General features: G+C 57.8%; 27 protein-coding genes, 2 tRNA genes and 1 riboswitch. Of the genes, 6 read left to right on the top strand and 23 right to left on the bottom strand.

Annotation, left to right across the window (positions count from 1 at the left end; translation table 11 throughout):
- Positions 1-31 precede the first annotated feature (31 nt).
- Complete coding sequence (locus J7412_RS09015) at positions 32-2,212, bottom strand: methyl-accepting chemotaxis protein (RefSeq protein ID WP_209078378.1); 2,181 nt, start codon at positions 2,210-2,212, stop codon at positions 32-34.
- Positions 2,213-2,600: 388 nt separating this feature from the next.
- On the opposite strand from J7412_RS09015, the gene J7412_RS09010 reads away from it, so the two are divergent.
- On the top strand, positions 2,601-3,371 hold the full coding sequence (locus J7412_RS09010; protein WP_209078377.1) for a CpsD/CapB family tyrosine-protein kinase: 771 nt from the start codon (positions 2,601-2,603) through the stop codon (positions 3,369-3,371).
- Positions 3,372-3,402: 31 nt separating this feature from the next.
- Here J7412_RS09010 and J7412_RS09005 read toward each other — a convergent pair whose 3' ends face one another.
- The 19 genes from J7412_RS09005 to J7412_RS08915 form a co-directional block, all read right to left on the bottom strand.
- Positions 3,403-4,491 carry an extracellular solute-binding protein gene (locus J7412_RS09005; RefSeq protein WP_209078376.1) on the bottom strand — a complete coding sequence of 363 codons (1,089 nt, stop codon included), beginning with the start codon at positions 4,489-4,491 and terminating at the stop codon, positions 3,403-3,405.
- The gene (locus J7412_RS09000; protein ID WP_209078375.1) at positions 4,488-6,329 is read right to left on the bottom strand and encodes an ATP-binding protein; all 1,842 of its coding nucleotides are present in this window, start codon (positions 6,327-6,329) and stop codon (positions 4,488-4,490) included. The genes J7412_RS09005 and J7412_RS09000 overlap by 4 nt, the downstream gene beginning before the upstream one ends.
- Positions 6,330-6,493: 164 nt before the next feature.
- The gene (locus J7412_RS08995; protein WP_209078374.1) at positions 6,494-7,228 is read right to left on the bottom strand and encodes an ABC transporter permease; all 735 of its coding nucleotides are present in this window, start codon (positions 7,226-7,228) and stop codon (positions 6,494-6,496) included.
- Positions 7,225-7,953: an ABC transporter ATP-binding protein gene (locus J7412_RS08990; protein ID WP_209078373.1), complete on the bottom strand. Its 729-nt coding sequence runs from the start codon at positions 7,951-7,953 to the stop codon at positions 7,225-7,227. Before J7412_RS08990 ends, J7412_RS08995 begins: the two co-directional genes overlap by 4 nt.
- The gene (gene tenA / locus J7412_RS08985) at positions 7,950-8,630 is read right to left on the bottom strand and encodes a thiaminase II (RefSeq protein WP_209078372.1); all 681 of its coding nucleotides are present in this window, start codon (positions 8,628-8,630) and stop codon (positions 7,950-7,952) included. Before tenA ends, J7412_RS08990 begins: the two co-directional genes overlap by 4 nt.
- On the bottom strand, positions 8,627-9,562 hold the full coding sequence (locus tag J7412_RS08980) for an ABC transporter substrate-binding protein (RefSeq protein ID WP_209078371.1): 936 nt from the start codon (positions 9,560-9,562) through the stop codon (positions 8,627-8,629). The genes tenA and J7412_RS08980 overlap by 4 nt, the downstream gene beginning before the upstream one ends.
- A 16-nt stretch (positions 9,563-9,578) precedes the next feature.
- On the bottom strand, positions 9,579-10,547 hold the full coding sequence (locus J7412_RS08975) for a HesA/MoeB/ThiF family protein (RefSeq protein WP_209078370.1): 969 nt from the start codon (positions 10,545-10,547) through the stop codon (positions 9,579-9,581).
- Positions 10,544-11,140, bottom strand: a complete 597-nt coding sequence (locus tag J7412_RS08970; protein WP_209078369.1) for a thiamine phosphate synthase — start codon at positions 11,138-11,140, stop codon at positions 10,544-10,546. Before J7412_RS08970 ends, J7412_RS08975 begins: the two co-directional genes overlap by 4 nt.
- On the bottom strand, positions 11,137-11,907 hold the full coding sequence (locus J7412_RS08965; RefSeq protein WP_209078368.1) for a thiazole synthase: 771 nt from the start codon (positions 11,905-11,907) through the stop codon (positions 11,137-11,139). Before J7412_RS08965 ends, J7412_RS08970 begins: the two co-directional genes overlap by 4 nt.
- Positions 11,908-11,910: 3 nt before the next feature.
- Complete coding sequence (thiS, locus tag J7412_RS08960; protein WP_209078367.1) at positions 11,911-12,105, bottom strand: sulfur carrier protein ThiS; 195 nt, start codon at positions 12,103-12,105, stop codon at positions 11,911-11,913.
- Positions 12,089-13,066, bottom strand: a complete 978-nt coding sequence (locus tag J7412_RS08955) for an FAD-dependent oxidoreductase (RefSeq protein ID WP_209078366.1) — start codon at positions 13,064-13,066, stop codon at positions 12,089-12,091. The genes thiS and J7412_RS08955 overlap by 17 nt, the downstream gene beginning before the upstream one ends.
- A complete protein-coding gene (thiD, locus tag J7412_RS08950) occupies positions 13,063-13,866 on the bottom strand; it encodes a bifunctional hydroxymethylpyrimidine kinase/phosphomethylpyrimidine kinase (protein ID WP_209078365.1) in 804 nt (267 codons plus the stop codon). The genes J7412_RS08955 and thiD overlap by 4 nt, the downstream gene beginning before the upstream one ends.
- A gap of 48 nt (positions 13,867-13,914) precedes the next feature.
- A riboswitch (TPP riboswitch) is annotated at positions 13,915-14,022 on the bottom strand.
- A gap of 92 nt (positions 14,023-14,114) precedes the next feature.
- Positions 14,115-14,603 carry a bacterioferritin gene (gene bfr, locus J7412_RS08945; RefSeq protein WP_209078364.1) on the bottom strand — a complete coding sequence of 163 codons (489 nt, stop codon included), beginning with the start codon at positions 14,601-14,603 and terminating at the stop codon, positions 14,115-14,117.
- On the bottom strand, positions 14,578-14,844 hold the full coding sequence (locus J7412_RS08940) for a (2Fe-2S)-binding protein (RefSeq protein ID WP_209078363.1): 267 nt from the start codon (positions 14,842-14,844) through the stop codon (positions 14,578-14,580). Before J7412_RS08940 ends, bfr begins: the two co-directional genes overlap by 26 nt.
- Before the next feature lie 12 nt (positions 14,845-14,856).
- Positions 14,857-15,012 carry a hemin uptake protein HemP gene (locus J7412_RS08935; RefSeq protein ID WP_209064547.1) on the bottom strand — a complete coding sequence of 52 codons (156 nt, stop codon included), beginning with the start codon at positions 15,010-15,012 and terminating at the stop codon, positions 14,857-14,859.
- Positions 15,013-15,186: 174 nt separating this feature from the next.
- Positions 15,187-16,113, bottom strand: coding sequence for a metal ABC transporter permease (locus J7412_RS08930; RefSeq protein WP_209078362.1), 927 nt, complete (start codon positions 16,111-16,113; stop codon positions 15,187-15,189).
- Positions 16,110-17,315, bottom strand: a complete 1,206-nt coding sequence (locus J7412_RS08925; protein WP_209078361.1) for a metal ABC transporter permease — start codon at positions 17,313-17,315, stop codon at positions 16,110-16,112. Before J7412_RS08925 ends, J7412_RS08930 begins: the two co-directional genes overlap by 4 nt.
- A 3-nt stretch (positions 17,316-17,318) precedes the next feature.
- Complete coding sequence (locus J7412_RS08920) at positions 17,319-18,125, bottom strand: metal ABC transporter ATP-binding protein (protein WP_209078360.1); 807 nt, start codon at positions 18,123-18,125, stop codon at positions 17,319-17,321.
- 10 nt (positions 18,126-18,135) lie between these two features.
- Positions 18,136-19,038 (bottom strand): zinc ABC transporter substrate-binding protein, encoded by a 903-nt coding sequence (locus tag J7412_RS08915; RefSeq protein ID WP_247743848.1) that lies wholly within the window; start codon positions 19,036-19,038, stop codon positions 18,136-18,138.
- A 249-nt stretch (positions 19,039-19,287) separates the two neighbouring features.
- On the opposite strand from J7412_RS08915, the gene deoC reads away from it, so the two are divergent.
- From deoC to J7412_RS08895, 4 genes are all read left to right on the top strand, one after another.
- Positions 19,288-20,280 carry a deoxyribose-phosphate aldolase gene (deoC, locus tag J7412_RS08910; RefSeq protein ID WP_209078358.1) on the top strand — a complete coding sequence of 331 codons (993 nt, stop codon included), beginning with the start codon at positions 19,288-19,290 and terminating at the stop codon, positions 20,278-20,280.
- Positions 20,281-20,299: 19 nt separating this feature from the next.
- Positions 20,300-22,645, top strand: coding sequence for an aldehyde dehydrogenase family protein (locus J7412_RS08905; protein ID WP_209078357.1), 2,346 nt, complete (start codon positions 20,300-20,302; stop codon positions 22,643-22,645).
- A 110-nt stretch (positions 22,646-22,755) separates the two neighbouring features.
- Positions 22,756-23,238, top strand: coding sequence for an RNA pyrophosphohydrolase (locus tag J7412_RS08900; protein WP_209078356.1), 483 nt, complete (start codon positions 22,756-22,758; stop codon positions 23,236-23,238).
- Positions 23,239-23,316: 78 nt separating this feature from the next.
- A tRNA-Arg gene (locus J7412_RS08895) sits at positions 23,317-23,393 on the top strand.
- Between the two features lie 101 nt (positions 23,394-23,494).
- Here the strand turns inward: J7412_RS08895 and J7412_RS08890 are convergent.
- The gene (locus J7412_RS08890; RefSeq protein WP_209064530.1) at positions 23,495-23,965 is read right to left on the bottom strand and encodes a YHS domain-containing (seleno)protein; all 471 of its coding nucleotides are present in this window, start codon (positions 23,963-23,965) and stop codon (positions 23,495-23,497) included.
- 136 nt (positions 23,966-24,101) lie between these two features.
- On the opposite strand from J7412_RS08890, the gene J7412_RS08885 reads away from it, so the two are divergent.
- Positions 24,102-24,662 (top strand): TetR/AcrR family transcriptional regulator, encoded by a 561-nt coding sequence (locus tag J7412_RS08885; RefSeq protein WP_209078355.1) that lies wholly within the window; start codon positions 24,102-24,104, stop codon positions 24,660-24,662.
- 354 nt (positions 24,663-25,016) lie between these two features.
- On the opposite strand, the gene J7412_RS08880 is transcribed toward J7412_RS08885, so the two are convergent.
- Complete coding sequence (locus J7412_RS08880; RefSeq protein ID WP_209078354.1) at positions 25,017-25,676, bottom strand: hypothetical protein; 660 nt, start codon at positions 25,674-25,676, stop codon at positions 25,017-25,019.
- Between the two features lie 262 nt (positions 25,677-25,938).
- Positions 25,939-26,015: transfer RNA gene (locus J7412_RS08875), tRNA-Met, on the bottom strand.
- Positions 26,016-26,064: the final 49 nt, after the last annotated feature.

Raw genomic sequence — 26,064 nt, 5'->3', positions numbered from 1 at the left:
TGCGCTGACGGCCTTAAGACCATTCGCGAGCTTAGGCTGCGTTTTTGGCCTGTTTTGCCCCAGGAAATGCGGTGTCTTCATACTCCTCAGCGCCATCCGCCGCGCTGTCAAAGGTGGTATCACCTGCAGCCACGCCTCCTTCAAAGAGTGTGAACTGCCCCACCAAGCGCTCGAGCTCGTCGGCTTCTTCTTTCAAAGTGTGACAAGTGGTGTTGGCGTTTTGCGCCATGGCGGCATTTTGCTGTGTGACCTGATCGAGCTGGGCCACACCGGCGTTGAGCTCTCCAAGGCCTGTGGCCTGATCACTGGAGCCTGCCGCCATCTCAGAGACCAGCTCAGAGATATGGCCCACGCGGTGCACGATGTTTTCCAATGCCTTGCCCGTCTTGTTCACAAGCTCCACACCATTGCTCACATGATCCGTACTTTCGGCTATTAGCGATTTGATCTCGGTGGCGGCTTCTGAGGATTTTTGCGCCAGCGCCCGCACTTCGGACGCCACAACCGCAAAGCCACTGCCCGCGTCCCCGGCCCGGGCGGCCTCAACACCTGCGTTAAGCGCCAAGAGGTTCGTTTGGAAGGCAATGTCGTCAATGACACCAATGTTCTGCGCGATCTGGCCTGACGAGTCTGATATTTCCGACATGGCCTGAACGGCTTGCATGACCACCTGACCACTTTCGGTCGCCTCAGAACGCGCGCTGTCGGTTGTGTTCTGAACGCCGCGCGCACCTTCTGCTGCTGCGCGGACGCTGGCGGTCAGTTCCTCAAGCGCTGCGGAGGTCTCCTCAAGTGTCGCCGCCTGATTTTCGCTGCGGCGTGAGAGCTCGAGCGAGGCTTCTGTGATGCCTGTTGCGGCATCGCGGATGCTGGAGGTGTTGTGCACCACGCTTGCCAGCGTGTCGTTGAGTTTTGCCATGGCACCGCTAAAATCAGTGCGTAGGGAGGCGTATTCTTCCGGGAAAGTCCCACAGAACTTGTAGGTGAGATCCCCTTCGGCCAGACGCTCCAATCCGGCGCTGATCTCTGCGACCACTTTATCCTGCTGCGCTTTCAGACGCTCCTGCTCAGACTTGAGCGTATCAGACGCGGCCTGCATATCCAGCGTGTCATGGCGGAACTTATCAAAGGCTCGAGCCAAGCTGTGAAGCTCACCGCGACCTTCCAAGCCATCAATTTCAGCCTCGTAATTTCCTATGGCAAAGTCATCGAGCACCGTGACCAAGTATTTAATCCGTCCGATCACCCGCTCAAAGGCGATCACAGCAAAGGTCAGCACCAGCAAGGACATAGCCACACCAATCCAAATCAGACTGTTCAGGCTCGCCTGCGCCTCGGCTTCAATACCTTCGGTGAGTGCCGCGACTTCATTTACAAATTCAAGCTCTTTGGCGCGCAGCAGATCGATCCATCGGCTGGAAATCTGAAACCACTCTCCGGCGGTGATCGCCAATTCTTCGTGTGCGCCAAAGCGTGAGATGATCTCGTTCCGCGCGGCTTGCAGCGCTTTGAATTCCCGGCTCGCCAGAAGGTCGGTTTCCCAAGTGGGTTCTGCCAAAACGCCGGCGGTTTCATGCATCAAGGAGATCTGTGCGCCCCCAAGCGCAATGTAGCGATTGTGCAAATCCAAAGTGAAGCCCCGGCTCAAGCCAGCGGCGCCTGTGGCGCGCTCCAGCCCGGCACTTTCCTTGGCCGAGCCGACCAGAGCGCGGGCATGCAAGATGGCCTCAAGTCTGCCACCGGCGCTTCCGGTCGTTGGCGGGCGCGCCAAATCGATCAGCAAGTCGATCGTGCCCGTATAGAACTTTGCCATCTCCTGAACCGTGGCGGCGGCCCTATCGACCCGCCCACGCATATCATCCAAAGCGTCTAGCCGGTCTTCGACCTCCGCCACGAGCTGCGCTTTTTCCGTCAGCAAGGCGACGACCTCCGCGCGCATTCCCGCGATCACGTGGGAAGCTTCCTGGCGTTGCGCCTTCAGCTCTTTGGCGAAGTTTTTGCCACTTGAGGCGATGAAGCCCGCAGAATATCCGCGCTCCTTCTGCAACTCATGGATCACATCATCGACCAGCGCCTCTTCATGGGTGATCACTGTGATTTCATGGGCCTTTGCGAGAGCGACACGCTGGGCTGTGATGTCTTGGAATTTGAGATAGCCTGCATAAACAAAAAGCGGGCCGATAACCAACAGCATGACTAGTCTGAGTTTCATCGCGGTGTCCTAACCGGGTTCGTTATTTCCTGAGTGAGGGCACCTTGTGGACTAATAAGCTTACAAGAGTTTAAAGTTGACTGTGCCCTGCGTCTTTTGTGACGTTGGGGCATCCAATGCCCCATATTTAGGCATTTTCCGTCGCCTTTCCATGCACTTAACTTGCGAGACATCAACGCTATTGGGGTAGAATCGCTCCGCGCTACCCGCATAGGTCACTACTTAAGAGTGGCCCTTTGCTCCGAAAAGCCGCCGGTTGAGACAGCGCCTCAAAGCACGACAAGCCCTCCCTCCAAGCCAAAGCCGCCCTATCTCCGCATTGGTGCCTTTCTTTTGTCTGCATTTGACTGCTAGATTTTGAGTTCAAACAATGCGGAAACGCGCGACGATGAGCTACGATCAAAACCAGTCTTCTCAAGATGCCGGCCTTGCAACACAGCAGAGCCTGCCAGCGCTGCATGACCCTGATGTGTTCTGGGGAAACCTGATCGTTGCAGCGCTCGACGACGCGGTTTTGGCGCAAAACCATATGATCAGTGCAACGCGGTCACATGAGGCGCATGCCGCCTTTGATATGCTGCGCACCCGACTGTTGCAGGCCTTAAACGAACATGGCTGGAGCCGGGTGGCGGTGACCGCCCCAACGCGCGGCTGTGGCAGCAGCTTTGTCAGCGCGAATCTGGCATTTTCCATGGCGCGCCTTGAAACGGTGCGCACCGTGATGCTGGACATGGATTTGCGCGCCCCGAGTTTGGACCAGACCCTGGGCCTTGATGCGCCGGATTCGATGGCGGATTACCTGAGCGGCACAATTGCCCCGGAAAACTTTCTAATCAAAGCGCGCCCCAACCTGGCGCTGGCACTGAATGACACCCCAAGTGAGGACTCCGCAGAGCTGTTTCAAAATGAAATGACCGGCACCGTTCTGGAGGAGCTTGAGGAAATGCTCTGCCCGGACCTCATGTTGTTTGACATGCCTCCGGCTCTGGAATTTGACGATGTCCTGGGATTTCTCCCAAATGTGGACGCCGTTTTGATTGTTGCCGGTGGCGGCGTGTCAACAGCAGAGGACGTGCGCAAGGTCGAGCAGATCCTGTCTGAGGTGAAGCCCATCCTGGGCGTCATGTTGAACAAGGCTGACGGGGCGCTGTCTTACTGAGACAGGCTGAGAACCCTCGGTCACAGCTCCCTTACTGACCGATGAGAAGACGGCGCCAGCGCTTGTCCAAGGCATATTTTTTTGGACCGGAAAGCGGTCGCAATGCGAACATCAAATCGTCACGGCCCTCCGGCAGCGATGCCTGTGCGATTGCTGCCTGCTCCGTAGACATATCTCCCGTAAATGTCTTGGGCGAAAGGATCGCCTGCACATAGTTGGCAAGGGTTTCGGCATTCTCTTTCGACACGATATGGGCCAACAATTCGCCACGATGCGCATCGGCCTCCTCGCTCCTGGGCGCCACAAGAACATTGGACCAGATGAGCGAGCCCTCCTTGGGCACCACATAGGTGTAATTTGACTTGGGCGCATGCTTTGCCAATGTCAGACCCACCGTGCTCCAGACCAGACCAAGGCAAGTGTCACCAGAGCTCATTTCCTCCAGCTGCTTGTAGGACACGCGGCGCACATGGGGCATAATCTCTTTTAGCGCGGCAAATCCCGCATCAAAATCTTCGGTTGTCACCCCATGCGGATCACGCCCCAGATGGTGCAAAGCAAGGGAAAAGATCTCTTGTGGCGAGTCGATTATGGAAATGCCGCAATCAGAAAGTGCTGCCGCGTTTTGAGGATCAAAGAGCAGATCCCAGCTGTCCAGTGGGGCATCCGGCAGGCGCGCGCGGATGGCTTCCACATCCATCACAAGTCCGGTGGTGCCCCAAACATAGGGCACATAGTAGTCTGCCACCCGCGACAGCGCATCAGTTTGCGCGACTGAGGCTGACGCCGGTGCCGCCTCCCAGTCAATCGCCACGGGCGTATCGATCGGCATCAAAGCGTCCATGTCAGCCAGACGTTTCACAATCTCGGCCGGCAGCACTGAGACGTCATAACCCGTGTTCTGGGCCGCCAGCCGGGCTTCGGCTTCGTCTGGCACCATAAACGTGTCAATCACCAACCCTTCCGGGTGTTCTTTGACAAAGCTCTCAGAAAACGCATCTGGCGTGCTTGCGCGCCACGTATAAAGCCAAGCGAGATCTTCACCCGCTTTCAGAGCCGTGGCACCGAGACAGACTGTAGCCGCCAATCCGAGTGGGCGAAGAAAGTGCTTGAAGGTCATGCGCTGAGATCCTCTCGATCTTGCGTCTGTGGCGTGTCAGGCCAATGGCGCAGAAGTTCCGCGACTAAGGCTTCGCGCGTGATCGGTTTTTCAAGATAGCCGCTCATTCCCGCCATTGCGCTGGCATCTGCATGTTCATCCAGCGCATTGGCTGAAAGACCGACAATCGGCAGGGTTTGGGCGTTGGGAATGCTGAGATCGGCCCGGATCTGGCGGGTGGCTTCCAGCCCATCCATCACAGGCATACGCACATCCATAAGAACCAGATCCGGCATCCAGTCGCGAACAAGTTTGACAGCCTCTTCGCCGTTTCCGGCCAAGCGCACTTCGCACCCAAGTTTCTGCAAGAGCTTTTGTGCAACTATCTGATTGACACGGTTGTCGTCGGCCACCAGCACAAATTTGTCAAACAGCGCGTCTTTGATGACTTGGGGGCGCTCCTTGCGGTGCAACGCTTTGGCCACGGGGATTATGAGTGCAAACTCAGACCCCTCGTGCAAGACACTGTGCACATTGATCCGCCCGTTCATGGTTTCAGCGAGACGCTTCACGATAGACAGACCAAGGCCGGTGCCGCCAAATCGCGTTGTGGTGGAAGTGTCTGCCTGTTCGAATTGGTTGAAAATGCGATCCACCGCTTCAGGCGAAATCCCAATCCCTTCGTCTTTCACCGCGATACGCACAAAGCGCGGTGCGCCTTCCGGCCCGGACATGTCCTCAAGGTGGACGGTGACTTTGCCATTCTCGGTGAATTTGACGGCATTGCCCACAAGATTGCTCAGCACTTGACGGACGGCGCTTGGCGCGGCGTGCAGATACCAGCCAGCATCTGACGGGGACACCGAGACCGAAAGCTCTACATCGCGCCCAATCGCCTGACCTGAGAACAAGTCGGTGGTTTCGCGACAAAGAGTTTCGAGATCAAAATCCACAAACTCCAGCGTCGATTTACCTGCCTCAAGTTTGGAGAGATCGAGCACGTCGTTGATGATTTGAAGCAGATCCCGGCCGCTGGATGCAATCATTCCCAACATACGGCGCTGTTCTTTGTTCAGCTGCGTATCAGAAAGCACATCGGCAAGCCCCAGCACACCATTGAGCGGCGTGCGGATTTCATGGCTCATCGTGGCGAGGAACATGGATTTTGCTTCTGAGGCAGCTTCGGCTGCGCGCTGGTTTCGTTCGATCTCCATCTGCGCGCCCAGCACATAGCGCTCCATGGGAAGGTGCGCGAATTGGATCGCAATACCCACGCCCAGAAGGGTCACCAGCAATGCTGCGAGACCATAAAGCACTTGATCATTCGCGGCGGCCTCCGCGGCTTCCACCTCTGACTGACGCACACGGTTGAAAAACGGCATGAGACGGAAAGACAGATCAGACGCCAATTTGGCTGCAAGGTTGATAGAGGTGTCACTGGCGCTTGCCGCGACCACCACATCAGCCAGATAGAGAACCTCTTCGAGCTCCATCAACGGATTCATGTTGGGGCGCGTCAGGATGGCCTGCGCATCAGGCGAGAAACTCTCTACAACGTTTGGGCCCGACAGAGCGTCAAAGGCCTGTTGCGCGTTATGGGCCGCACGACGCAGCTGTCCGCGCAAAACGAGATTCTGGCTTTGGCTTTCTCCGTCCTGAATTTGATGAAACACAACCGACATCTCTGAAAGCGATAGCAGGATGGCATCAATCCGGGTGGTGTTATTTGTGCGCGTCTCCACAGCGTCGCGTCCAGAGAGCGCAACCACAAGGGCAATCAACGAGGCCACCAGCAAAATGGCCAGCGCTGTCCCACTGCGCAGGCGAAGAAATCTTTTGGTTGTGCGCAGTTGGGCCATAATCGCTCAGCGGAGTAGTCGTGGTTTGCAAGCTAACCTGTCAGTGGCAGCGAGTGCTTAAAGAAAGATTAACCATATAGCGCAGAAGTTGTCTGCCACCACAATTTTTCAAACTTGTGAACGATGCTGGCGTGCACCAATTGCCCGTTGGATTGCTGGGAAAATCAGGTCTCCCGATCCCCCAAACGTTTGGTGAGTTTGGAGATCACAACGTACAGCAGGACAGACAACACCCCGAGCGTCAGCATTGCGGCAAACATCAGGTCGGTCTTGGCACGGCCATTGGCCAGCAGCATCAAATAGCCCAGCCCCTTTGACGCCCCAACCCATTCGCCGATCACAGCGCCAATCGGCGCATAGACCGCAGCCAGCCGCACCCCGGCGCCCAAAGAAGGCAACGCTGCGGGAACGCGAATGTGCCAAAGCACACGAGACGGGCTGGCCTGCATGGTTTTGGCGAGGTCGAGATAGCCCGGCGGTGTGCGCATGAGCCCGTCAAAGAAGGCTGAGGTCACGGGAAAATAGATGATCAGAACCGCCATCGCGATCTTCGACCACAGCCCATAGCCGAGCCACAGCGTCAGGATCGGTGCCAGTGCAAAGACCGGTAGAGCTTGTGTGAACACCAGAATAGGTTGCACCAGCAAACGCGCTGTTTTGGATGTGGCGAGCTGCAGCGCGGTAAAAATGCCCAGCGCCGTGCCAATTACGAGACCCAACAGCACTTCTTGGGCGGTGACCAACGTATGTTCTGCAATCACAGCGCGGTTGGTCCACCAGGTTTCCGCCACCAACATCGGGCCAGGCAGGATGAACCGCGGCAGCTCGGTGAGCGAGACAATGGTTTGCCAGACGGCAAGCGCAAAGAGCGTGGCGGCTACGGCCGGTAGGATTTTCATGCGGCCTGCCCCATCAACAAACGCAAGAGATCTGATTGGCAGGTCAGGGTTTTTATCGCTTCGACTGCGCGCGGCACGGCGGTTTCGGGCGGCGTAACCGAGGTCAGGCCCGCTGGTGTCATCACGTGGATGGCATGTCCAAGCCGCGCGGCCTCGCCCGGATCATGCGTCACAACCAAGACCGTGCGACCGGCCAGAAGCTCGACCGCAAGATCCTGCATGGCTGCGCGGGTTTGCGCGTCAAGGGCGGAAAAGGGCTCATCAAGCAGGATGATGGGTTTGTCTTCCATCAAAGTGCGCGCAAGCGCGACCCGTTGTCGTTGACCACCGGAAAGTTCGGAGGGACGTTTGCCGAGATGGTCGCGCAGGCCGCAGCGGTCGAGCAGTCGGGAAAGCCGCGCGTCATCCACTTTCTGGCCCCGCAAACGCGTGCCCAAGATGATATTTTTCTCAACCGTGGCCCATGGCAAAAGCAAGTCGTCCTGCGCCATGTAGGCGATACGATCAGCAACACCCGCACCATCCGTGACCGAAATGGTGCCGTCAAAAGCCGCGCCCGTTGGCAAATCAGCCAACAGGCGCAGAACCGTTGTTTTACCCACACCGGATCCGCCCAGAAGGCAGGTCCAGCGCCCGGCATCCAGCGTCAGAGACAAAGGTGCAAAAAGCTGCCGCCCCTCAATTGAGGCCGTGCCCTTAAGCGTGATGCCGGGTGCGTGGGTCATGGGGTCAGGCCCATCTGCCAGAAGCTGACTTCCAGCTCGGTTGCCTTGCGGAACTTGTCACACAGCGTCGCGAAACGCGGGCTGTTTGCATAGTCTTTGCCAAGACGACGTTCCAAAGCGCTATCCAAAAGCTGCCCAACCGCTGCGCAATCGCCTTGAAACCCTTCGCCAGCATAAGTGCCGATCCAGTCTGCGTAGGCCTCGGAGGTTTTTTCCTTTCCCAAACGCGCACCGATCTCGCCATACCCCATCACACAGGGGGCCAATGCCGCCAGAAGGTCCAGGAGATCTCCTGAGTAGCCGGCCTCCAGCACAAAGCGCGTGTAAGCGAGGTTTTCAGGACGTTCAGGCGTTGCAAAAAGCTCATCCTGCGGGATGCCTGCCGCTTCGCAAATACCGACATGCAGTTGCATTTCCTCAGCCACCAATGCGTTGACCGTGGCAACCGCAGCGAGCATTTCCTCATGGGTCTCAGATTTGACCACCGCCAACGCCCAAGCACGAGAGAAATGGATCAGAAACACATAATCCTGACGCAGATAATGCAAAAACGCTTCGCGCGGCAGGGTGCCATCCTTGAGACCTTCCACGAAGGCATGGCGGGTGTAGTCCCCCCATGCCTCCCCTGTGGCCTCGCGCATCAGCGCGAAGCCACGACCATACTCTGGCGCGGTCATTCTGCGGTCACGTCGATGGTGATGGCATCCACGGGGTTGATGCTGTTGATCATGCCGCTGTCATGCAGGAACTGCTCAAAGCGCGCATAACGACCAGCGTCATAGCCTGCAGGGCGCAGTGCGAAACGTGGCAGGGTGTCGACCCATGCGCGCGCGTTCAGCTCGTCCTGAAGCTCGGTGGAGGTGGATGCGAAAATTTCCCAGCTTTTTTGCGGGTTGTTCACGATATACTGGGTCGCCTTTTCGGTTGCCGCAATGAAACGCGCCACTTTGTCGGCATCCATGGTGTCCGGGTTGGCCACATAGATCAGCTCGTCATAAGATGGAACGCCCTCTTCTTCGATGTAGAAGCAGGTGCCTGGCGCACCTTCGATGTCCATCTGGTTGAGCTCGAAGTTGCGGTAAGCGCCGATCACAGCATCCACCTGACCAGACATCAGGGATGGGGACAGCGAAAAGTTCACATTGACCAGCTCAATGTCATCGGTCGTGACGCCATATTTGCCCAGAACGGCGCCAAGCACGGCCTCTTCGACACCCGCCACAGAGAAGCCAACCTTCTTACCCTTGAGATCGGCAGGGGATTTGATTGGGCCATCTTTCAGAACCAGCAGGCAGTTCAGCGGGGTTGCCACGAGGGTGCCAACGCGCTTGAGCGGCAGGCCTTCGTGGATCTGCAGGTGCAGCTGCGGCTGATAGGAAACCGCGAGGTCAGCCTGGCCAGCAGCCACAAGGCGCGGCGGCATGGAGGGGTCAGCTGGTGGGATCACCTCAACCTCAAGCCCCTGCTCGGCAAAATAGCCGTTCTCTTCGGCGATGATGATCGGGCCGTGGTCGGGGTTTACAAACCAGTCCAGCAGCAGGGTCATCTTGTCTGCGGCAAAGCTTGGGGTGGCGGCCAACATGGCCAGGGCAGTCACTAGGTGCTTCATGCGTCTCCCTCTCGAGTTAAGAAGCGGAAGCCGCGACGAGAACGATCTCGCCGGGCCAAAATTCGGTTGCGGATTCTGCAGCGCGCCAGGCACGCAGACCTGTGGCACAGCACAGCGCGAGGCGGCCGGTGCCGTTTGCAGGCAAGGTCTCTTTGAGTTTTGCGGGGTCGATCCGGCGTGCATTGGGGTGCGCTGGAATCCCGGCCTCATCGGCGTCGCGCAGCTCGACAATGGTGTCGGCCGATTCCAGCATATCCGGGCTGACGAAGGGAAACGCCTGCGCCGGTTCAGCCGCGCCGTCAAAGCGGAACGACGCGCTGCGCAGGGTTGTGGCGTCATATTGCACCATCTGGCCAAGCGGGCTCGGGCTCAAACCTATCAGAGAAGACAGCGCCATTTGCGCCTGCAGTGTGCCGATCATGGCTACGACTGGCCCCAGCACACCGGCGCTGGCGCAACTGGCCGCGTTTTGCGGGGCCTCCGGAAAAATCGCACGCAGCGAGGGCGCTCCGCCGCACACACCGGCAGCATAGCCCGAAAGCGCAAGGGCTGAGCCGGTGATCAGAGGTACATCCTGCGCGAAACACACATCGCTCAGGGTGTAGCTGACCGCGTAGCTGTCAGCGCAGTCGAGCACCAGAGTGGCCTCTTCGACCATGACCGATGCCACCGCAGGGGTAAGTGTCGCCACCACGGCCTCAACCGCGATATCACCATTGATCGCAGTGCAGCGCGCAGCGGCCACCTCGGCCTTGGGCAAACCTTCGTCCCGCTCAGTGAACAGAGTTTGGCGGTGCAAATTGGAGCGCTCTATGCGGTCCCCATCCACAATGGTGATGCGACCCACACCCGCCCCTGCCAGAAGCGGCAGAGCGCTGGCAGCCAAACCACCCGCGCCGATCACCAGCACATGAGCGGCGGCGAGCTTTTCCTGCCCGGCTTCGCCAACCTCAGGCAAGATCATCTGGCGCGCGTAGCGGCTCACCTTGAGACCTCCAACCATGCACGCACGCGCGCTTCCGGGTCGGAATTGAGCGTGATGTCGGTCACTGCGGAAACGATATCAGCTCCGGCTTCAAACACGCCCTGCGCGCGCTCGACAGACATGCCGCCGATACCGACAAGCGGCACAGAACCCAAGCGGGCTTTCCATTCGGTCACGCGGGGCAGGCCCTGTTGGTGCCATTTCATCTTTTTCAGAATGGTCGGATAGACTGGGCCAAGCGCGACATAGTCTGGCGCCATCGCCAAAACCCGTTCCAGCTCATCATCGTCATGGGTCGACACGCCCATTTTGAGACCAGCTTCGCGGATCGCTTTCAGATCAGCGTCGTCCAGATCTTCCTGCCCGAGGTGAATCCACTCACAGCCCAGATCAATCGCCGCCTTCCAGTAATCATTGATCACCAGCACCGCGCCATATTCGCGACAGAGCGCCTGGCCTTCGGCAATCTGGGCGCGCACATGTGTCTCTGGCTGATCCTTGATGCGTAACTGCACAAGTTTCACACCAAGCGGCAACATCCGCTTAAGCCAGCTCACGTCATCAAAAATGGGATAGAAACGATCAAGCGTCATGACAGGAAGGCCTTTCCAATAACCGGCGTGGAGGCTTCGGCCATATCGCGCGCCTCAATGGGATCGGCCTCAAGCGCGGCTTGCCCAGCTTCGACGGCCAGCATCATGGCTTTGGCCATGGCCGCAGGATCTCCGGCGCGGGCCACAGCGGTGTTGAGCAGTACCGCGTCAAAGCCCAGCTCCATGGCAGCCGCCGCATGGGACGGCAGGCCAATGCCTGCATCCACCACCAGAGGCACATCCGGAAATTCGGCCCGCATGGCGCGCAGGGCGTAGATGTTGTTGAGGCCCCGGCCGGACCCAATGGGTGCACCCCATGGCATCAGCACTTCACAGCCCGCCTCCAGAAGGCGCTCGCCCACAATCAAATCTTCTGTAGTGTAGGGGAACACTTCAAAACCGTCTTCTGACAGAATGCGCGCAGCTTCAACGAGCTGAAACACATCAGGCTGCAGGCTATCGGTATGGCCGATGAGCTCAAGCTTGATCCATTTGGTGTCAAAGACCTCACGCGCCATATGGGCGGTGGTGACAGCCTCTTTAACGGTGTGACAGCCCGCGGTGTTGGGCAGCACATGCACACCCAGATCCTGAATCATTTTCCAGAATGTCTGCCCGGTGCCGCCTGCCCCTTCGCGACGCAAAGACACCGTGGCCACGCCAGCCCCACTCGTGCGGAAAGCCTCTTCAAGGATCGCTGGGCTTGGATACTGCGCGGTGCCCAGCATCAGCGGATTTGGCAGGTCAACGCCATAAAACGCTCTCATGGTTCAGCCCCCCTGCATCGGTGCGACAACTTCGATGCGGTCGCCATCATTCAACGCCTGAGCATCGCGCATGGTGGCCGGCACAAAGGTTTCGTTGAGAGAGGTCGCCACGCGGCCCGAGAAACCGCATTCTTCCAAAAGCGCAGCAAGTGTGGTGGCGGCAACATCGCGCGCCTCTCCGTTAAGCACGATCTTCATCGACCATCTCCGAATGTGTGTTGTGAAGCGCCAGATCTGCCACGCCGCGCGCCAAGGCTGGTGCGAGCAGGTATCCATGGCGGTAAAGCCCATTGGCGTAGATTGTCCGACCCAAGCGGCGGATGCGTGGCAGGTTGTCAGGGAACGCTGGGCGCAGATCGACGCCAATTTCCAGAACTTCGGCTTCGCCAAAAGCCGGGTTCAGCGCATATGCCGCGCTCAGCATTTCCAGCATGGAACGCGCGGTGATGCGGCTGCTGTCTTCGCTTTCAATCATCGTGGCGCCAAGCATGTAGATCCCCTCGCCGCGCGGCACGATATAGAGCGGGATACGCGGATGCAGCAGGCGCACCGGGCGGGTGATCTCTACATCAGGGCAGCGGATGATGAGCATTTCGCCCTTCACCCCGCGCAGATCGTAGAGATATTCGCGCGCGGACAGGCCACGACAGTCGATGGCGTTTTCCAACGTCGCTGGCGCAAGACGTTTGTGAAAGATGACACCTTTGTCTTTGAGACCCCGGTAGAGATCCTGAAGCGCCTGCCGCGGGTTGAGGTGCGCCTCACCCTCAAAGAAAAGGCCTTGCCCAAAACCGTGCAGATCAGGCTCCAGCTCGGTGACTTTTTCACGCCCCACCTCGACAAACTGTTCCGTGCGGCGGGCAAAGCGGCGCAGGTCCGGCAAATCCCGTTTGTTGGCCACAACCAAAGTGCCTGATTTGGTGACAGGGGTCCGTTTGGCCCACCAGTCGATCGCCTCCCGCCCCAGCCGCAAGACAGGCTCTTCGGCGTTTTCATATTCACACCATGGCGCAAGCATGCCCCCGGCCCACCAGCTACAGCCATGGTGGCCAGGTGGTCCGGCAGGATCAAATACCTGCACCTCGGCCCCGCGCTCCATAAGCTCGGTGGCCACGGCCAATCCAGCCACGCCCGCACCTATGACGGAATAAAGTGTCATGCAGGCCAAACCCGGTGGAAATGGTGCAGCGGCCCGTGGCCCTTGCCGATGTTGAGATCATCAGCCGCAGCAATCGCGCCCTGTAGATAGGCGTGCGCTTCGCTCACAGCATCCTCAAGGTTCAGCCCCTTAGCCAAGCCTGCCGCAACCGAGGACGACAGGGTGCATCCGGTGCCATGGGTATTGCGGGTACGCTTGCGCGGCGCGGTAAATTCGGCGGCAACGCCTTCAGGTGTCATCAAAAAATCCCGGCAAATCTCCCCGCTCGCATGGCCACCTTTCATCAGTACCGCCTGTGCGCCCAGCGCGCAAAGCGCCTGCCCCTGTGCCACCATCGCCGCATCATCTGCAGCAGAAGTTTGGTCAAGAAGCCGCGCGGCTTCTGGGAGGTTGGGTGTGATCACCGTCGCGCGTGGCACCAAAACCTCACGAAGTGTTGCCACCGCTTCATCGGCCAAAAGCGCGTCACCGGATTTTGCGATCATCACAGTGTCGAGCACCACAGGGCCTTTGAAGTCCTTGATCGCCTCGGCCACCGTTTGAATGATCTCTGGTGTCGCCAGCATGCCGATTTTGATGGCGTTGACGTCCATATCAGAAAGCACGGCATCAATTTGTGCACACACCACATCAAGCGGGATCGGATGCACGGCCGTTACGGCTTGGGTGTTTTGCGCTGTCACGGCGGAGATCACGCTGGTGCCGAAGGTGCCCAGCGCGGAAAACGCTTTCAAATCTGCCTGAATGCCTGCGCCGCCGCCGCTGTCAGAGCCGGCAATTGTCAAAGCGATACGTGCCAAAATGGCGCCTCCCAGTTCTCAAACGGGATTCCGCACGGCAAAAACGTCATCTTCTTTGACACCGTTCCCTCCGCCGGAATTGCCCGGATCAGGTTCGATGGGTTTACGCAAGCGCGACTCTCAGCCCCAACAAGTGGGACACCCCAACGGTTTGGGCGATGCTTACAAAAGGCCGGACGCAACGTCAAAACAAAACGACACCTCTCGGGGCGAAAGGTGCCGATGTTTGTGAGCATGATTGCGCGGGATCAGGAGTCGTCCTGATCCATCTTTCCGGCATTGAGATGGGCATATTTCTCTGCCCCGATGCGTTCATGCAGATCGATCTGTGTTTCAAGAAAGTCGATATGCCCTTCCTCATCCTGCAGGAGATCTTCAAACAGCTCCATGGAAACAAAATCATCGACGCTCTGACAGAACTTACGCGCCTCGGTATAAAGCGCGCGGGCGCTCTCTTCAGCCGCCAGGTCACACTCAAGGGTTTCCAACGGCGTTTGGCCGATGCGGAGCGGATCTAGCTTCTGGAGATTTGGATGGCCGCCCAGGAAAATAATGCGGGCGATGAGCTTGTCTGCGTGTTCCATCTCTTCGATGGATTCTTCGCGGCTCTTCTTGGCCATATGGATCAACCCCCAATCTTCCTGGAGGCGATAGTGCAGCCAATACTGGCTAACAGCGGTCAATTCATGTCTTAGAGATTTATTTAGGTATTCAATTACTTCTGGATTGCCTTTCAATGGGTGTCTCCTCCGCCTGTGGCTTGCGCAGACTGCGCAAATGCGCCGGTACGGAGAGGTTATCATTTTTGCGCATTGTGTCGAGGAACAGCGGCATACAGCCGCCGCAATCCGCCGCCTTGCCCAATGCGTGGTAGACCTTCCCTGGGTTGATCAGGGCAGAGGGGTCCGAGGCCCGCATCCAATCGATGGCTGCATGGATCTCGTGATCCGAAATATTCATACAGTGGCAAACGATCATAGCGGGCTCAAATCACTTGGTGAGGATCAGCTTGCCCTGTCGCGTGATGCGCAAGGTGTATTCTGCTTCATTCAGCCGAATGCGCGCCAGATTTCCGCCATCGGTCAGACTCTCAGCGTCATGGATCGGCGTCGATTGCACAGTGTTTGCGTCAAAGCGGTCGGTCATATTTGAACTCTTATTTTCTTCGCGTGACATCGCATTTCGCCTTCCAGATGTAGGCACAGTCTCTTCACCCGCTTTCGATTCGGCTTTCGCACAGGATCAGCGCAAGATGAGTGTTTTTTTCTTACTGAAACAGTAAGAAAGGTCAATCAGAGTTTTTTAATCAGGTTTAAAATTTTAGCGAGCAGGCGCGCCTGTTCGATGGCGGTGGGGCGCGCAGAGGGCCGCAACGGCCAGGATAATACCGGACACCGCGGCGATCATGCCTGCCGCGCTCACCGCGTCCTCAAACCCGATCCACAAAGGCCCGTATCCTGCCAGCACGTAGCCAAGAACAGCGGAGAGACCCGCAAACACCACGCTCCATGCTATTTGATGCTCAAGGCGGTTGGTCATCAGCCGCGCGGCGGCGGGCGGGCAGATGAACATGGCGATCACAATGATCGACCCCACCGCATCAAAGGCCGCCACAGCAGCCAATGCCGAGACCATCACCACAGCGATGCCAAGCGCGGTGGTTGGCACGCCCATAGACTGCGCAAAGCTCTCATCAAATGTGGAAAGCACCAAGGGCCGCCAAAACAGCCAAAGAAACACGACCACCCCGAATAGAGCGATGGCAACGCGGGCCAGCTCTGGTGGCAAACCCGCAAGCGCCACTGGGTCCAACAGGCTTTCCCAGCCAATCGCATCCAGCCAGATCAGGCTTTCCAGATTGCCATAAAGCGCGTGTTCCACATCCAGGTGCACGCCTGAGGTGTCGCTTTGTTCCAGCAACAAAACACCAGCCGCAAAAAGCGTGGTGAAGGTGAGCCCCATGGCGGCCCCAGGCTCGATATTGCCCAAACGGCGGATGGCCTCGATCATCACCACGGCAACAACGGCCGCACCGGCAGCGCCAAGCATCATTGGCACGGCCGCCACGATCCCGGTGAGCAGAAAGGCGGTGACAATACCCGGCAAAACCACATGGGAGATGGCATCTCCGATTAAGGCCTGTTTGCGCAGCAAAAGAAAGTTGCCGGGGAGCGCACAAGCGATGGCTGACAGCACACCGATCAACATCGGTGTGAGCGACAGAGGGACAAATTCCGCACCGCTCATGACTGTACCTCTTTGGGGCCACCAATCCGGTGGTCAATCTCGGCGATCTGATCCGCGGTCAGCACGGTTTCGATATCGCGCAGCCCGTCATAAAGCGCGGCGGCGCTTTCAAAGGCCTGATCCTGACGCACGGTTTCCCAGCGTTTTTCATCCCGAAGCGCCTTGGCGGCACGCGCCCGGCCTGTGTCGGTGGCGACACCATCCGCATGCGCCAATCCGGCGCGACGCAAAAGACGCAGCGTATAGGCCTCATAGATCGGTTGCCCCTGTGCCAAAGCCAACAGCCCCTGCCGCAGATGGACCCGGCGCTGGAACCGATTATGGCGGATCCCGACGGCAAGCAGACCGCGATTGGGCGCGAGCAGAAGCGACAGAGCAAAGAGCGCAAAACTGACCAAAACGATGATCGGACCGGTGGGCAGCGCAGGCGCAATAGCCGAAAGGCTGGCTCCGATCCACGCGGCAGCACCGCCGGCAAGACCAGCGATCAGCGTCATATGGTCGGTCCGGTCGGTCCAGAAACGGGCCGTGACCGGCGGGATAATCAGCATCGCGACAATCAGGATCAGCCCGACAATTTTCAAACCAATCACCGTAACAGCCATGGCCAGCGCCATGATCGCCAGATCCATGCGTTGCACATTCAACCCGCGCGCGGCCGCATATTCGGGATCAAATGCCAGCAGCGTCATTGGGCGGCGCAGGATCACGACCGCCAGAAGCGTCAGCGCGCCACCTATGGCGATAACCAGCGCATCGTTAAACAACATGCCTGCCGTGGCTCCGAGCAGGAAGCCCTCAAGCCCTGCGGCACGCCCGCTGCCCATGGTCTGGATGACCGTCAGCAAGACAACACCAAAGCCGAAAAACACCGAAAGCACTGCGCCAATAGCGGCGTCCTCAGAAAGCCGGGTGCGCTGGGTCAGCAAGTTGACGCACAGCAGCCCGATCCACGACGAAAGCGCGGCTCCCATAAGCAGGCCAGGCAACGACCGCCCGTCGCCCCCAAGCAGCACCATCACAATAAAGGCCAGCCCGACACCGGGCAGGGTCGCGTGGCTGATCGCATCGCTGACCAAGGCACGTTTGCGCAGATAGAGAAAGGTTCCGGTGACGCCGGATGCGACACCCAGCAAAGTGGCACCCACAGTCACCAGCGTGGCGTTATAGCCAAGCTGTAAAGTCAGAGCGTCAAGCAACATGGGCTAGCCTGCCGCGAGTTCCAGCTGATCGATTTGCCCGGTTGCCAGACGTCCACCATAGGTCTTGTGGAGGGTGTCTGGTGTAAAGGCTTCTGCCACAGTGCCTTCGGCAACTTTGCGGGTGTTGATCAGGAACACACGGTCAAAATAGGTGGGAACAGTGGTCAGGTCGTGATGCACAGCCACCACGGTTCTTCCCTCAGAACGCAGCGCCTTGAGAACGTCGATGATGGCTTTTTCGGTTGCTGCATCTACGCCTGCGAAAGGCTCATCCAGCAGATAGAGATCGGCGTTTTGGGCCAAGGCACGCGCAAGGAACACGCGCTGTTGCTGACCACCGGAAAGCTGGCCAATCTGGCGTTCTTCAAATTCGGTCATTCCCACGCGCTCCAGACAGGCGCGTGCTTTGTCCATATGGTGCGGGCGAATGCGGCGCAGCAGGCCCAGCTCTCGGGACAGCCCCATAAGCACCACATCAATCACTCGGGTTGGGAAATCCCAATCCACACTGGCGCGCTGTGGCACATAAGCAATGCTGTGTCGCGCCGACTTGAGCGGCTTGCCAAAGACGGTCGACTGCCCCGCAAGAGGCGACACAATGCCCAAAGCGGCCTTCAGAAGGGTCGATTTACCCGCGCCGTTTGGCCCGATGATCGCGGTCATGGAGCCTTCGGCAACAGTCATATCTACCGAAAACACAACGGGTTTCTGACCGTAAGAGACGGTCATGCCACGGATCGCCAGCGGGCTGTCAGAAACAGAAGAAGATGAGGGCGCCACACCCTCGTTTGCTGCCAGGGAAACGCTCATCTCTTTCTCCTTATGACCCGACCGTCAGATCACCAGACATCCCACGCACCGGCGCCTGTCCGCCAAGCGCCCGTGAAATCACGGTGATGTTGTGGTCAATCATCCCGACATAGGTGCCTTCATAGGTGCCTTCCGCCCCCATGGCATCCGAGTAAAGCTCACCGCCAATCGCAACCTCATGGCCCTTGGCCGCCGCGCCTTCAACAAGGGCGCGGATCGAACGGTCAGAGACGGAGCTTTCGACAAATACGGCACCGATCTTGCGCGCGACCAGCATATCAACCAGCTCGCCAATCCGGTTCAAACCGGCCTCTGACTCGGTTGAAATGCCTTGGATGCCCATAACTTCAAACCCATAGGCCTGACCAAAATACCCAAAGGCATCATGGGCTGTCAGCAGAATGCGCGCCCCTTGCGGCACGGAGGTCAACGCATTGGCCGCATAGTCACTCAACGCATTAAGCTCCGCCAGAAACTCTACGGTGTTGGCCTCAAACAGCGTGGCGGCTTCCGGCATCTTTTCTGTAAGTGCGTCGCGGATACGCTCTGCGACGAACACCCAAAGCTTCGGATCCATCCACACATGAGGGTCAAATTTGTCCTCATAGTCGTCGTGGCCGCGCAGAAGCGCCTTTGGCAATGTGTCAGTCACAGCAACAACGGTGCCGCGCTTCTCCAGCTTGTGGAAAAACTCTTCCATCTGCGCTTCGAGATAGAGGCCGTGCCACAACACAAGGTCCGCCTTGGTCAGCGCCACGATATCGGTGCGTGTCTGGCGGTAAGCATGCGGATCAACACCCGGCCCCATCAGCCCCTTTACCGCGACTAGGTCTCCGCCAATGCGGCGCGCCGTGTCTGCAATCATCCCGGTGGTGGCCACAACTTGCAGCTTACCCGCAGCGAATGCGGGCATTGCAGCACCCAAGCTTGCCGCTGTGGTTGTCAAAATAAAGTCACGCCGAGAGAATCGCATTCTGCCCTCATTCACCAGTTCAGATTGAATATGAGAACCATTCTCAAGTATGTCAACGCTATTGCGACTTATTCGCACCTTTTACCTGACCATATGGTCAAAAAACGAGCAAATGCGCCCCGCCATGCCTTGCCAAGCACTCATGTTGTAGGGCATTTTGAAGCCTGTTTTTCGCAACAGGATAGGCCGATGGCTACGTCAACACTGACCTCCGAAGGGCATCAGCTGCCCACCGCATTGGAGCCGCGCAACCCCGGCATGGCGCTGGATCTGGACTGGGTGCGCAGTGCGCAGGCCAACACCTCAGCTATTGAACGCCGCGCCAAGACGCTGCCGGGCCGCCGGTCTGTCAAAAAAGACTATCAGGCGGCGTGGTTGTGCAAAGCGATTTCGTTGATCGACCTGACGACGCTTTCCGGGGATGACACGGAAGGCCGCGTTGAACGCCTTGCAGCCAAGGCCGCCCAGCCGGTCCGCGCCGACCTGCTGGCCGCACTTGGCATGGAAGGCCTAACCACTGGTGCTGTCTGCGTGTATCACGATATGGTCGAAACCGCCGTAAATGCCCTCAAAGGCACCGGCATTCCTGTGGCGGCGGTGTCCACCGGTTTTCCTGCGGGCCTTTCTCCATATCATCTGCGCATCGCTGAGATTGGCGAAAGCGTAAAAACAGGTGCTGAAGAAATTGACATCGTCATCACGCGCCGTCACGTGCTGCAAGGCAACTGGCAGGCTTTGTATGATGAGATGAAAGACATGCGCGAAGCTTGTGGCGATGCTCATGTGAAAGCCATTCTGGCGACTGGCGAACTGGGCACACTGCGCAATGTGGCAAAGGCTTCGCTTGTCTGCATGATGGCAGGCGCTGATTTCATCAAGACCTCCACCGGCAAGGAAAGCGTGAACGCGACCCTGCCCGTCACCCTAGTGATGGTCCGCGCGATCCGTGACTATTATGAGCGCACAGGTTTCCGCGTGGGCTACAAACCTGCGGGCGGCATTTCCAAAGCCAAAGACGCGCTCGTTTATCTGTCGTTGATCAAGGACGAGCTGGGAGACCGCTGGTTGCAGCCTGACCTCTTCCGCTTTGGCGCATCTTCCCTGCTCGGCGACATCGAACGCCAGCTCGAACACCACGTCACCGGCCAATACTCGGCCTCCTACCGCCACGCGATGGCTTGATCCGAGAAAGGCTGACACGATGACCGTAAAAGAGATTTTTGAGACCATGGATTATGGCCCTGCCCCGGAAAGCGCCGCAGATGCGCTGGCTTGGATCGTCGATCAGGGCGCGGCCTTTGGTCACTTCATCGACGGTACTTGGACCGCACCGCGCAAGGATTTCCAATCCAAGAACCCCGCCAATGGCGAAACACTGGCAGACCTGACGCAAGCCTCCCAAGAAGAGGTCAATGCCGCGGTTAAAGCCGCGCGCAAGGCACAGGGCAAATGGGAAGGCCTTGGCGGCCATGGCCGTGCCAAATACCTTTATGCCATTGCGCGCCTGCTGCAGAAACACGCACGTCTGTTTGCTGTTCTGGAAACGCTGGATAATGGCAAGCCGATCCGCGAAAGCCGGGATATCGACATCCCGCTGGTGCAGCGCCATTTCTACTATCACTCGGGCATGGCGCAGCTGATGGAAGCAGAGTTACCCAACGCTCAAGCGCTTGGTGTTTGCGGCCAGATCATCCCGTGGAACTTCCCACTGCTGATGCTGGCATGGAAAGTGGCCCCGGCGCTTGCCATGGGCAACACTGTGGTGCTGAAACCTGCGGAATACACCTCCCTCACAGCGCTGCTGTTCGCAGACATCTGCCAACAGGCGGGCCTGCCTGCGGGTGTGGTCAACATCGTAACCGGCGACGGTGCTGTGGGCGAAATGATCACCACGCATGACGATGTCAACAAAGTGGCCTTCACCGGCTCCACGGAAGTGGGCAAGCGCATCCGCGAAGCCACTGCTGGATCCGGCAAATCCCTCACGCTGGAGCTCGGCGGCAAATCGCCTTACATCGTATTTGAAGACGCAGACATCGACAGCGCCATCGAAGGTCTGGTGGATGCGATCTGGTTCAACCAGGGCCAAGTCTGCTGCGCAGGGTCCCGCCTGCTGGTGCAAGAAGGCATTGCCGAGCGCTTCCACGCCAAGCTGAAGGCGCGCATGGACGGGCTGCGCATTGGCAACCCGCTGGACAAATGCATTGATGTGGGCGCTGTGGTGGATCCGGTGCAGTTACAAACCATCACCGAGATGGTCGCAAGCAACACAGAGGGTGAAACCTACCAAGCCGCCATCGACATGCCTGTGGAAGGCTGCTTCTACCCACCAACGCTGATCACCGGCCTCGCGCCCTCTTCCAAGCTGATGCAGGAAGAGATTTTTGGCCCGGTACTCGTCTCCACCACCTTCCGCACACCATCTGAGGCGGTGCAGCTGGCCAACAACACGCGCTATGGCCTCGCCGCGACATTGTGGACAGAGAACGTCAACCTTGCGCTCGACATCGCGCCAAAACTTGCCGCCGGTGTGGTTTGGGTGAACGCAACCAACCTCTTTGATGCCGCTGCAGGCTTTGGCGGCGTGCGTGAAAGTGGCTATGGCCGCGAAGGTGGCTGGGAAGGGCTTGCCGCCTACACCAAGCCCAAAGGCACCACCAAAGCGCTCAAACCGGTTGAAGCCTTCACCGGTGACAAAGGCCCGGTGGATCCGCTGGACCGCACACCCAAACTCTATGTCGGTGGCAAACAAGCACGCCCGGATGGCGGCTACAGCCAGAATATCTATGGCAAGAACGGCGCACTGCTTGGTCAGGCCCCGATCGCCAACCGCAAAGATGTACGCAACGCTGTCGAGGCTGCACATGCGGCCAAAGGCTGGTCTGGCACCACAGGCCACCTGCGGGCGCAAATCCTTTACTACATCGCCGAAAACCTCTCGGCTCGCCGCGAAGAGTTCGCGCGCCGCATCGATGCTCTGACCGGTGGCAAAGATGGCGCAAGCGAAGTCGGCGTCGCGATCAGCCGTCTCTTCACCTACGCGGCCTGGGCCGACAAATACGACGGTCAGGCCCATGGCGTGCCCATTCGTGGCGTCGCCCTCGCCATGAAGGAGCCAGTCGGTGTGATTGGCGCGCTCTGTGCTGACGAAGCTCCGCTTCTTGGCCTGATCTCTGCCATGGCTCCAGCCATCGCAATGGGCAACCGCGCCGTGCTTGTCGCCTCCGAGGCTTTCCCGCTGGCAGCGACTGATTTCTATCAGGTGCTGGAAACCTCTGATGTGCCAGCCGGTGTGGTGAACATCCTCACAGGCTCTCACGCGGAACTCGCAGGCTCTCTGGCCGGGCATCTGGACGTTGATGCGGTTTGGTCGTTCTCCAGCACCGACTTGGCGCAGGAGATTGAGGCCGCAAGCGCGGGCAACCTGAAGCGCACCTGGATCAACAACGGCGCTGCCCGTGACTGGCAGAGCCCTGATGGCGAAGGGCGCGCCTTCTTGCAGGCCGCAACCGAGGTCAAAAACATCTGGGTGCCTTACGGCGAATAAGGCCCGAACTCTGGAAACCGAAACAGCCCTGCCCCCGCGGGGCTGTTTTCATTTGCGACCCTCTTTCCGGGGCGATACCAGTGAGACGCCATCAAGTCAGGGAGCCCGCTATGACACCGGAAGAGATCGCAAAATTGCCCTACCGTGAAAACGTGGGTGTGATGCTGGTGAATGGCGACGGCCATGTGTTCGTTGGCCAGCGCCTCGACAGCGAGGTCCCTGCCTGGCAGATGCCACAAGGCGGGATCGACAAAGGCGAAAGCGCCAAAGACGCCGCCCTGCGTGAGCTCGAAGAGGAAACCGGCGTCTCTGCAGATCTGGTGACGGTCGAAGCGGAAACCGCAGACTGGATCGCCTATGACCTGCCGCATGACATCGTGCCGCGCATCTGGAAAGGCCGCTTTCGTGGACAGAAACAAAAGTGGTTTCTCCTGCGCTTTCACGGCACCGATCATGATGTGAATATCGCGGTGGATCATCCGGAGTTTTCCGAATGGCGCTGGCTGCCGGTCGATGATTTGGTCGACAACATCGTGCCGTTCAAACGTGAAGTCTATGCCCAAGTGGTGGCGGAATTTTCTAAAAAGGCCTGAAGCGGCCGAGGGCGCGTAACAAGTACCAAACATCGCCCATGACATTCCAAAACATCACCGCTAGAACACATACACCACGGCCCCGTGGCTCAACTGGATAGAGCAGCCCCCTCCTAAGGGGCAGGTTGCAGGTTCGAATCCTGCCGGGGTCGCCACTCTCCCCCGCCACATACACATCAACGAGCTCCTTCAGGCACAAAAAAAGCCCCTGCCGGGGAAGGCAGGGGCTCGGGGGGAAGAAGGAAGTCGTCAGGGGTTATTGAAGGGCTTCCGGTGCTTTGTCAGCGATGTCAGTCCAGTTGGTGTCTGCGCGCTCGATGAAGCCAGGGACGTCTTCTTCCCAGCGCACCTGAATGTCTTGGGACAGGTTCAGGAACAGTTCGCCGTCAACGATTTTCCAGTACTCTGGATCACCGTCAAATTTGAAGCCCATGGCCGCACCAAAGGCGCAGTAACCGCCGTACTGAGGCAGGTAGGCTTCTGGATCTGCTTCAAAAGCAGCTTTGTGCTCTTCGTTAGCGAAGCGGTAAGTCGCATCGTTGTAGATGGAAGAGATGCGGTAGTCGCCTTTGGTTGGCTCACCTTGGGTGAAATAGGCAACCGGGTCGTAGCCCTGCAGCGCCAGGCCGGTGGAGCTTGCGTTCAGTTCAACGCCTGCGGCGATGGAAGACGTTGCGAGAGCAACAGACAGAGCTGCGCCGGTAACCAGTGTCTTGAAGATTTGCATTTGGAAACTCCTTAGCGTTTTGGATCTCGTTAGGAACTACTTGGTTCCTTATGGGGAATGATGTAACATTGGGAACCGAATGGTACAAATCACATCGATGTGAGCACACAGACACATTTGGAAAGACGAGAGGCAAATGGCGAGACCTAGGGAATTTGACATCGACCAGGCGATGGATGGTGCCATGGAGATATTCTGGCGTCAGGGCTACAAAGCGACCAACTTGCCGGATCTGCTTGCCGCGATGGGCCTGACCCGCGGGAGCTTCTACAAGGCGTTTGAGGATAAGGAGAGCGTCTATCAGGCGGCACTGGAACGCTATGATCAGACGGTCGTGACCACCACACTTGGCATCCTGCGAGGATGCGAAGAGAGCTCCGCCACAGACTGCCTGATGCCGATGTTTACCCCCTCTGATAAATCGAGCTTTGGCTGTTTTATCTGTAACGCCATGGTCGAGGTCGCCCCCGAAAACCCCGATGTCGCCCGCAAGACACAAGACATGGCAGACCGACTGCGCGGTGGTATCTTGTCGGTTCTGGAAGCCAAGGACGTAGGCCAAACCGCAGCCTATAGAGAAGAGCTGGCAGATGTAATCCTGCATCTCTATTTCGGGTTTCAATCCATCGGCAAATCCGGCTCTTCCCGACAAGACTGGCGCGGCCGGCTGCAACATCTTCTGGAAGAGGGCGAGTGAGCCGCAGGGTTGAGAGCCTCTTGGCGCCTCTTTTGATCGGCATTGCGTTGGTTAGTAGCGCAAGAACGAGGTGAAGGGCGCGCTCGGGTTGTCTCTGTGATTATGTGTTGGGATGATGGTCCACCCTTGATCAAGAACCACCTTCGAAACACACTCTGTGCTAAGCCCTTTGCTATGTTACTCAAAGGCGCGAGGGGCGTCGTCAGGAAAATGGCATTCGACAGAAGCCTCTCGGCAGACATATGATCGGAAAGTCTCTCTAGTCGGCGTTTCGGGGGTACCCGACGCAGGACCTCTCAGCCACTCAGCCTACATCCTGCGCACAATCACAGATTACCTTACCAAAGTTGTGCACTAGCCGTCTTCAGACAACGTATTTCCTGCGTCTGACAGAATTTTTCGGCGATAGTAAATCTGGCGTCTCTCTGTCGGTCCACCGTTGGTTAAAGTGCTGCTCAGCATTTCCAACTCTCCGACAAAATTTCTGTAAACAAAGAGATCAATTTTGGTGACTCGGTCCGCAAAATCAGAATGTACGTCTACTTCAGCATAATAAGTCGATGAACCGATCAATTCTGGCTCGAAAACAAGCTCTCGCTTCTTTGAATGATGTTTTCCAGCATGATACTGGAACCACTCATCCTCACTAGCGAGAACCAATTCGACTTGCTGTAGTAAAGGACTACATCCTCCTGGCTGGCACCCCGGAAAACGAACTTTCCAATAGTTTGTGGGATAGTCAGAGTCATAGAAAATGATATTCATTGGATTCAGTCCGACAGGATCAAACCAAGTCAGCAGTTTTCGCACACGACTTTCAGGCGTATCGTCTGGTCTTAGTCCATTTATTGTCTGCACAGAAAATGTATCGGAAGGTACCAGATCCTCGCCAAGCAGGACTTCTAAGGCCTCAATCGAAAGATCCAAAGCTCTGTAGTATTCAACAGCCAGTTGATCGTCCGTTTTTTCTTTTGGGCTCAACCAAAGCCAAAATCCACAAACGATCGCTGCCACGCAGATCGTGGTGGACCATAACAGAACTCTCCGATCCATCCCGCCTCACTTTCCGCATCACACTTTAGCCGTTTGAGAGCTAGTTCTCACAAGTCAGGATACACTTACTCTGGTTAAGCGTTACCGTGACTTGCCTAAGAGGTGTTTCGGTATTTCCGCAAAACGCTGGTAGTGCGCCGTCACATTGCTTCCACACTTGCCGACCCAAAAACGCGAGCGGCGCCCCTTGGGGCGTTAAGTGTTTGATATCCGACCTATTTTTTGGTTGCGGGAGTAGGATTTGAACCTACGACCTTCAGGTTATGAGCCTGACGAGCTACCGGGCTGCTCCATCCCGCGACGCTTTTGATCTTTGGCCTGTGTTGGCTTTAAGATCTGTCGCCCTTCA

The sequence above is a fragment of the Shimia sp. R9_3 genome (assembly GCF_017743755.1).
Lineage (GTDB): Bacteria > Pseudomonadota > Alphaproteobacteria > Rhodobacterales > Rhodobacteraceae > Shimia.
This window is presented reverse-complemented; position numbering and strand designations above follow the sequence as displayed.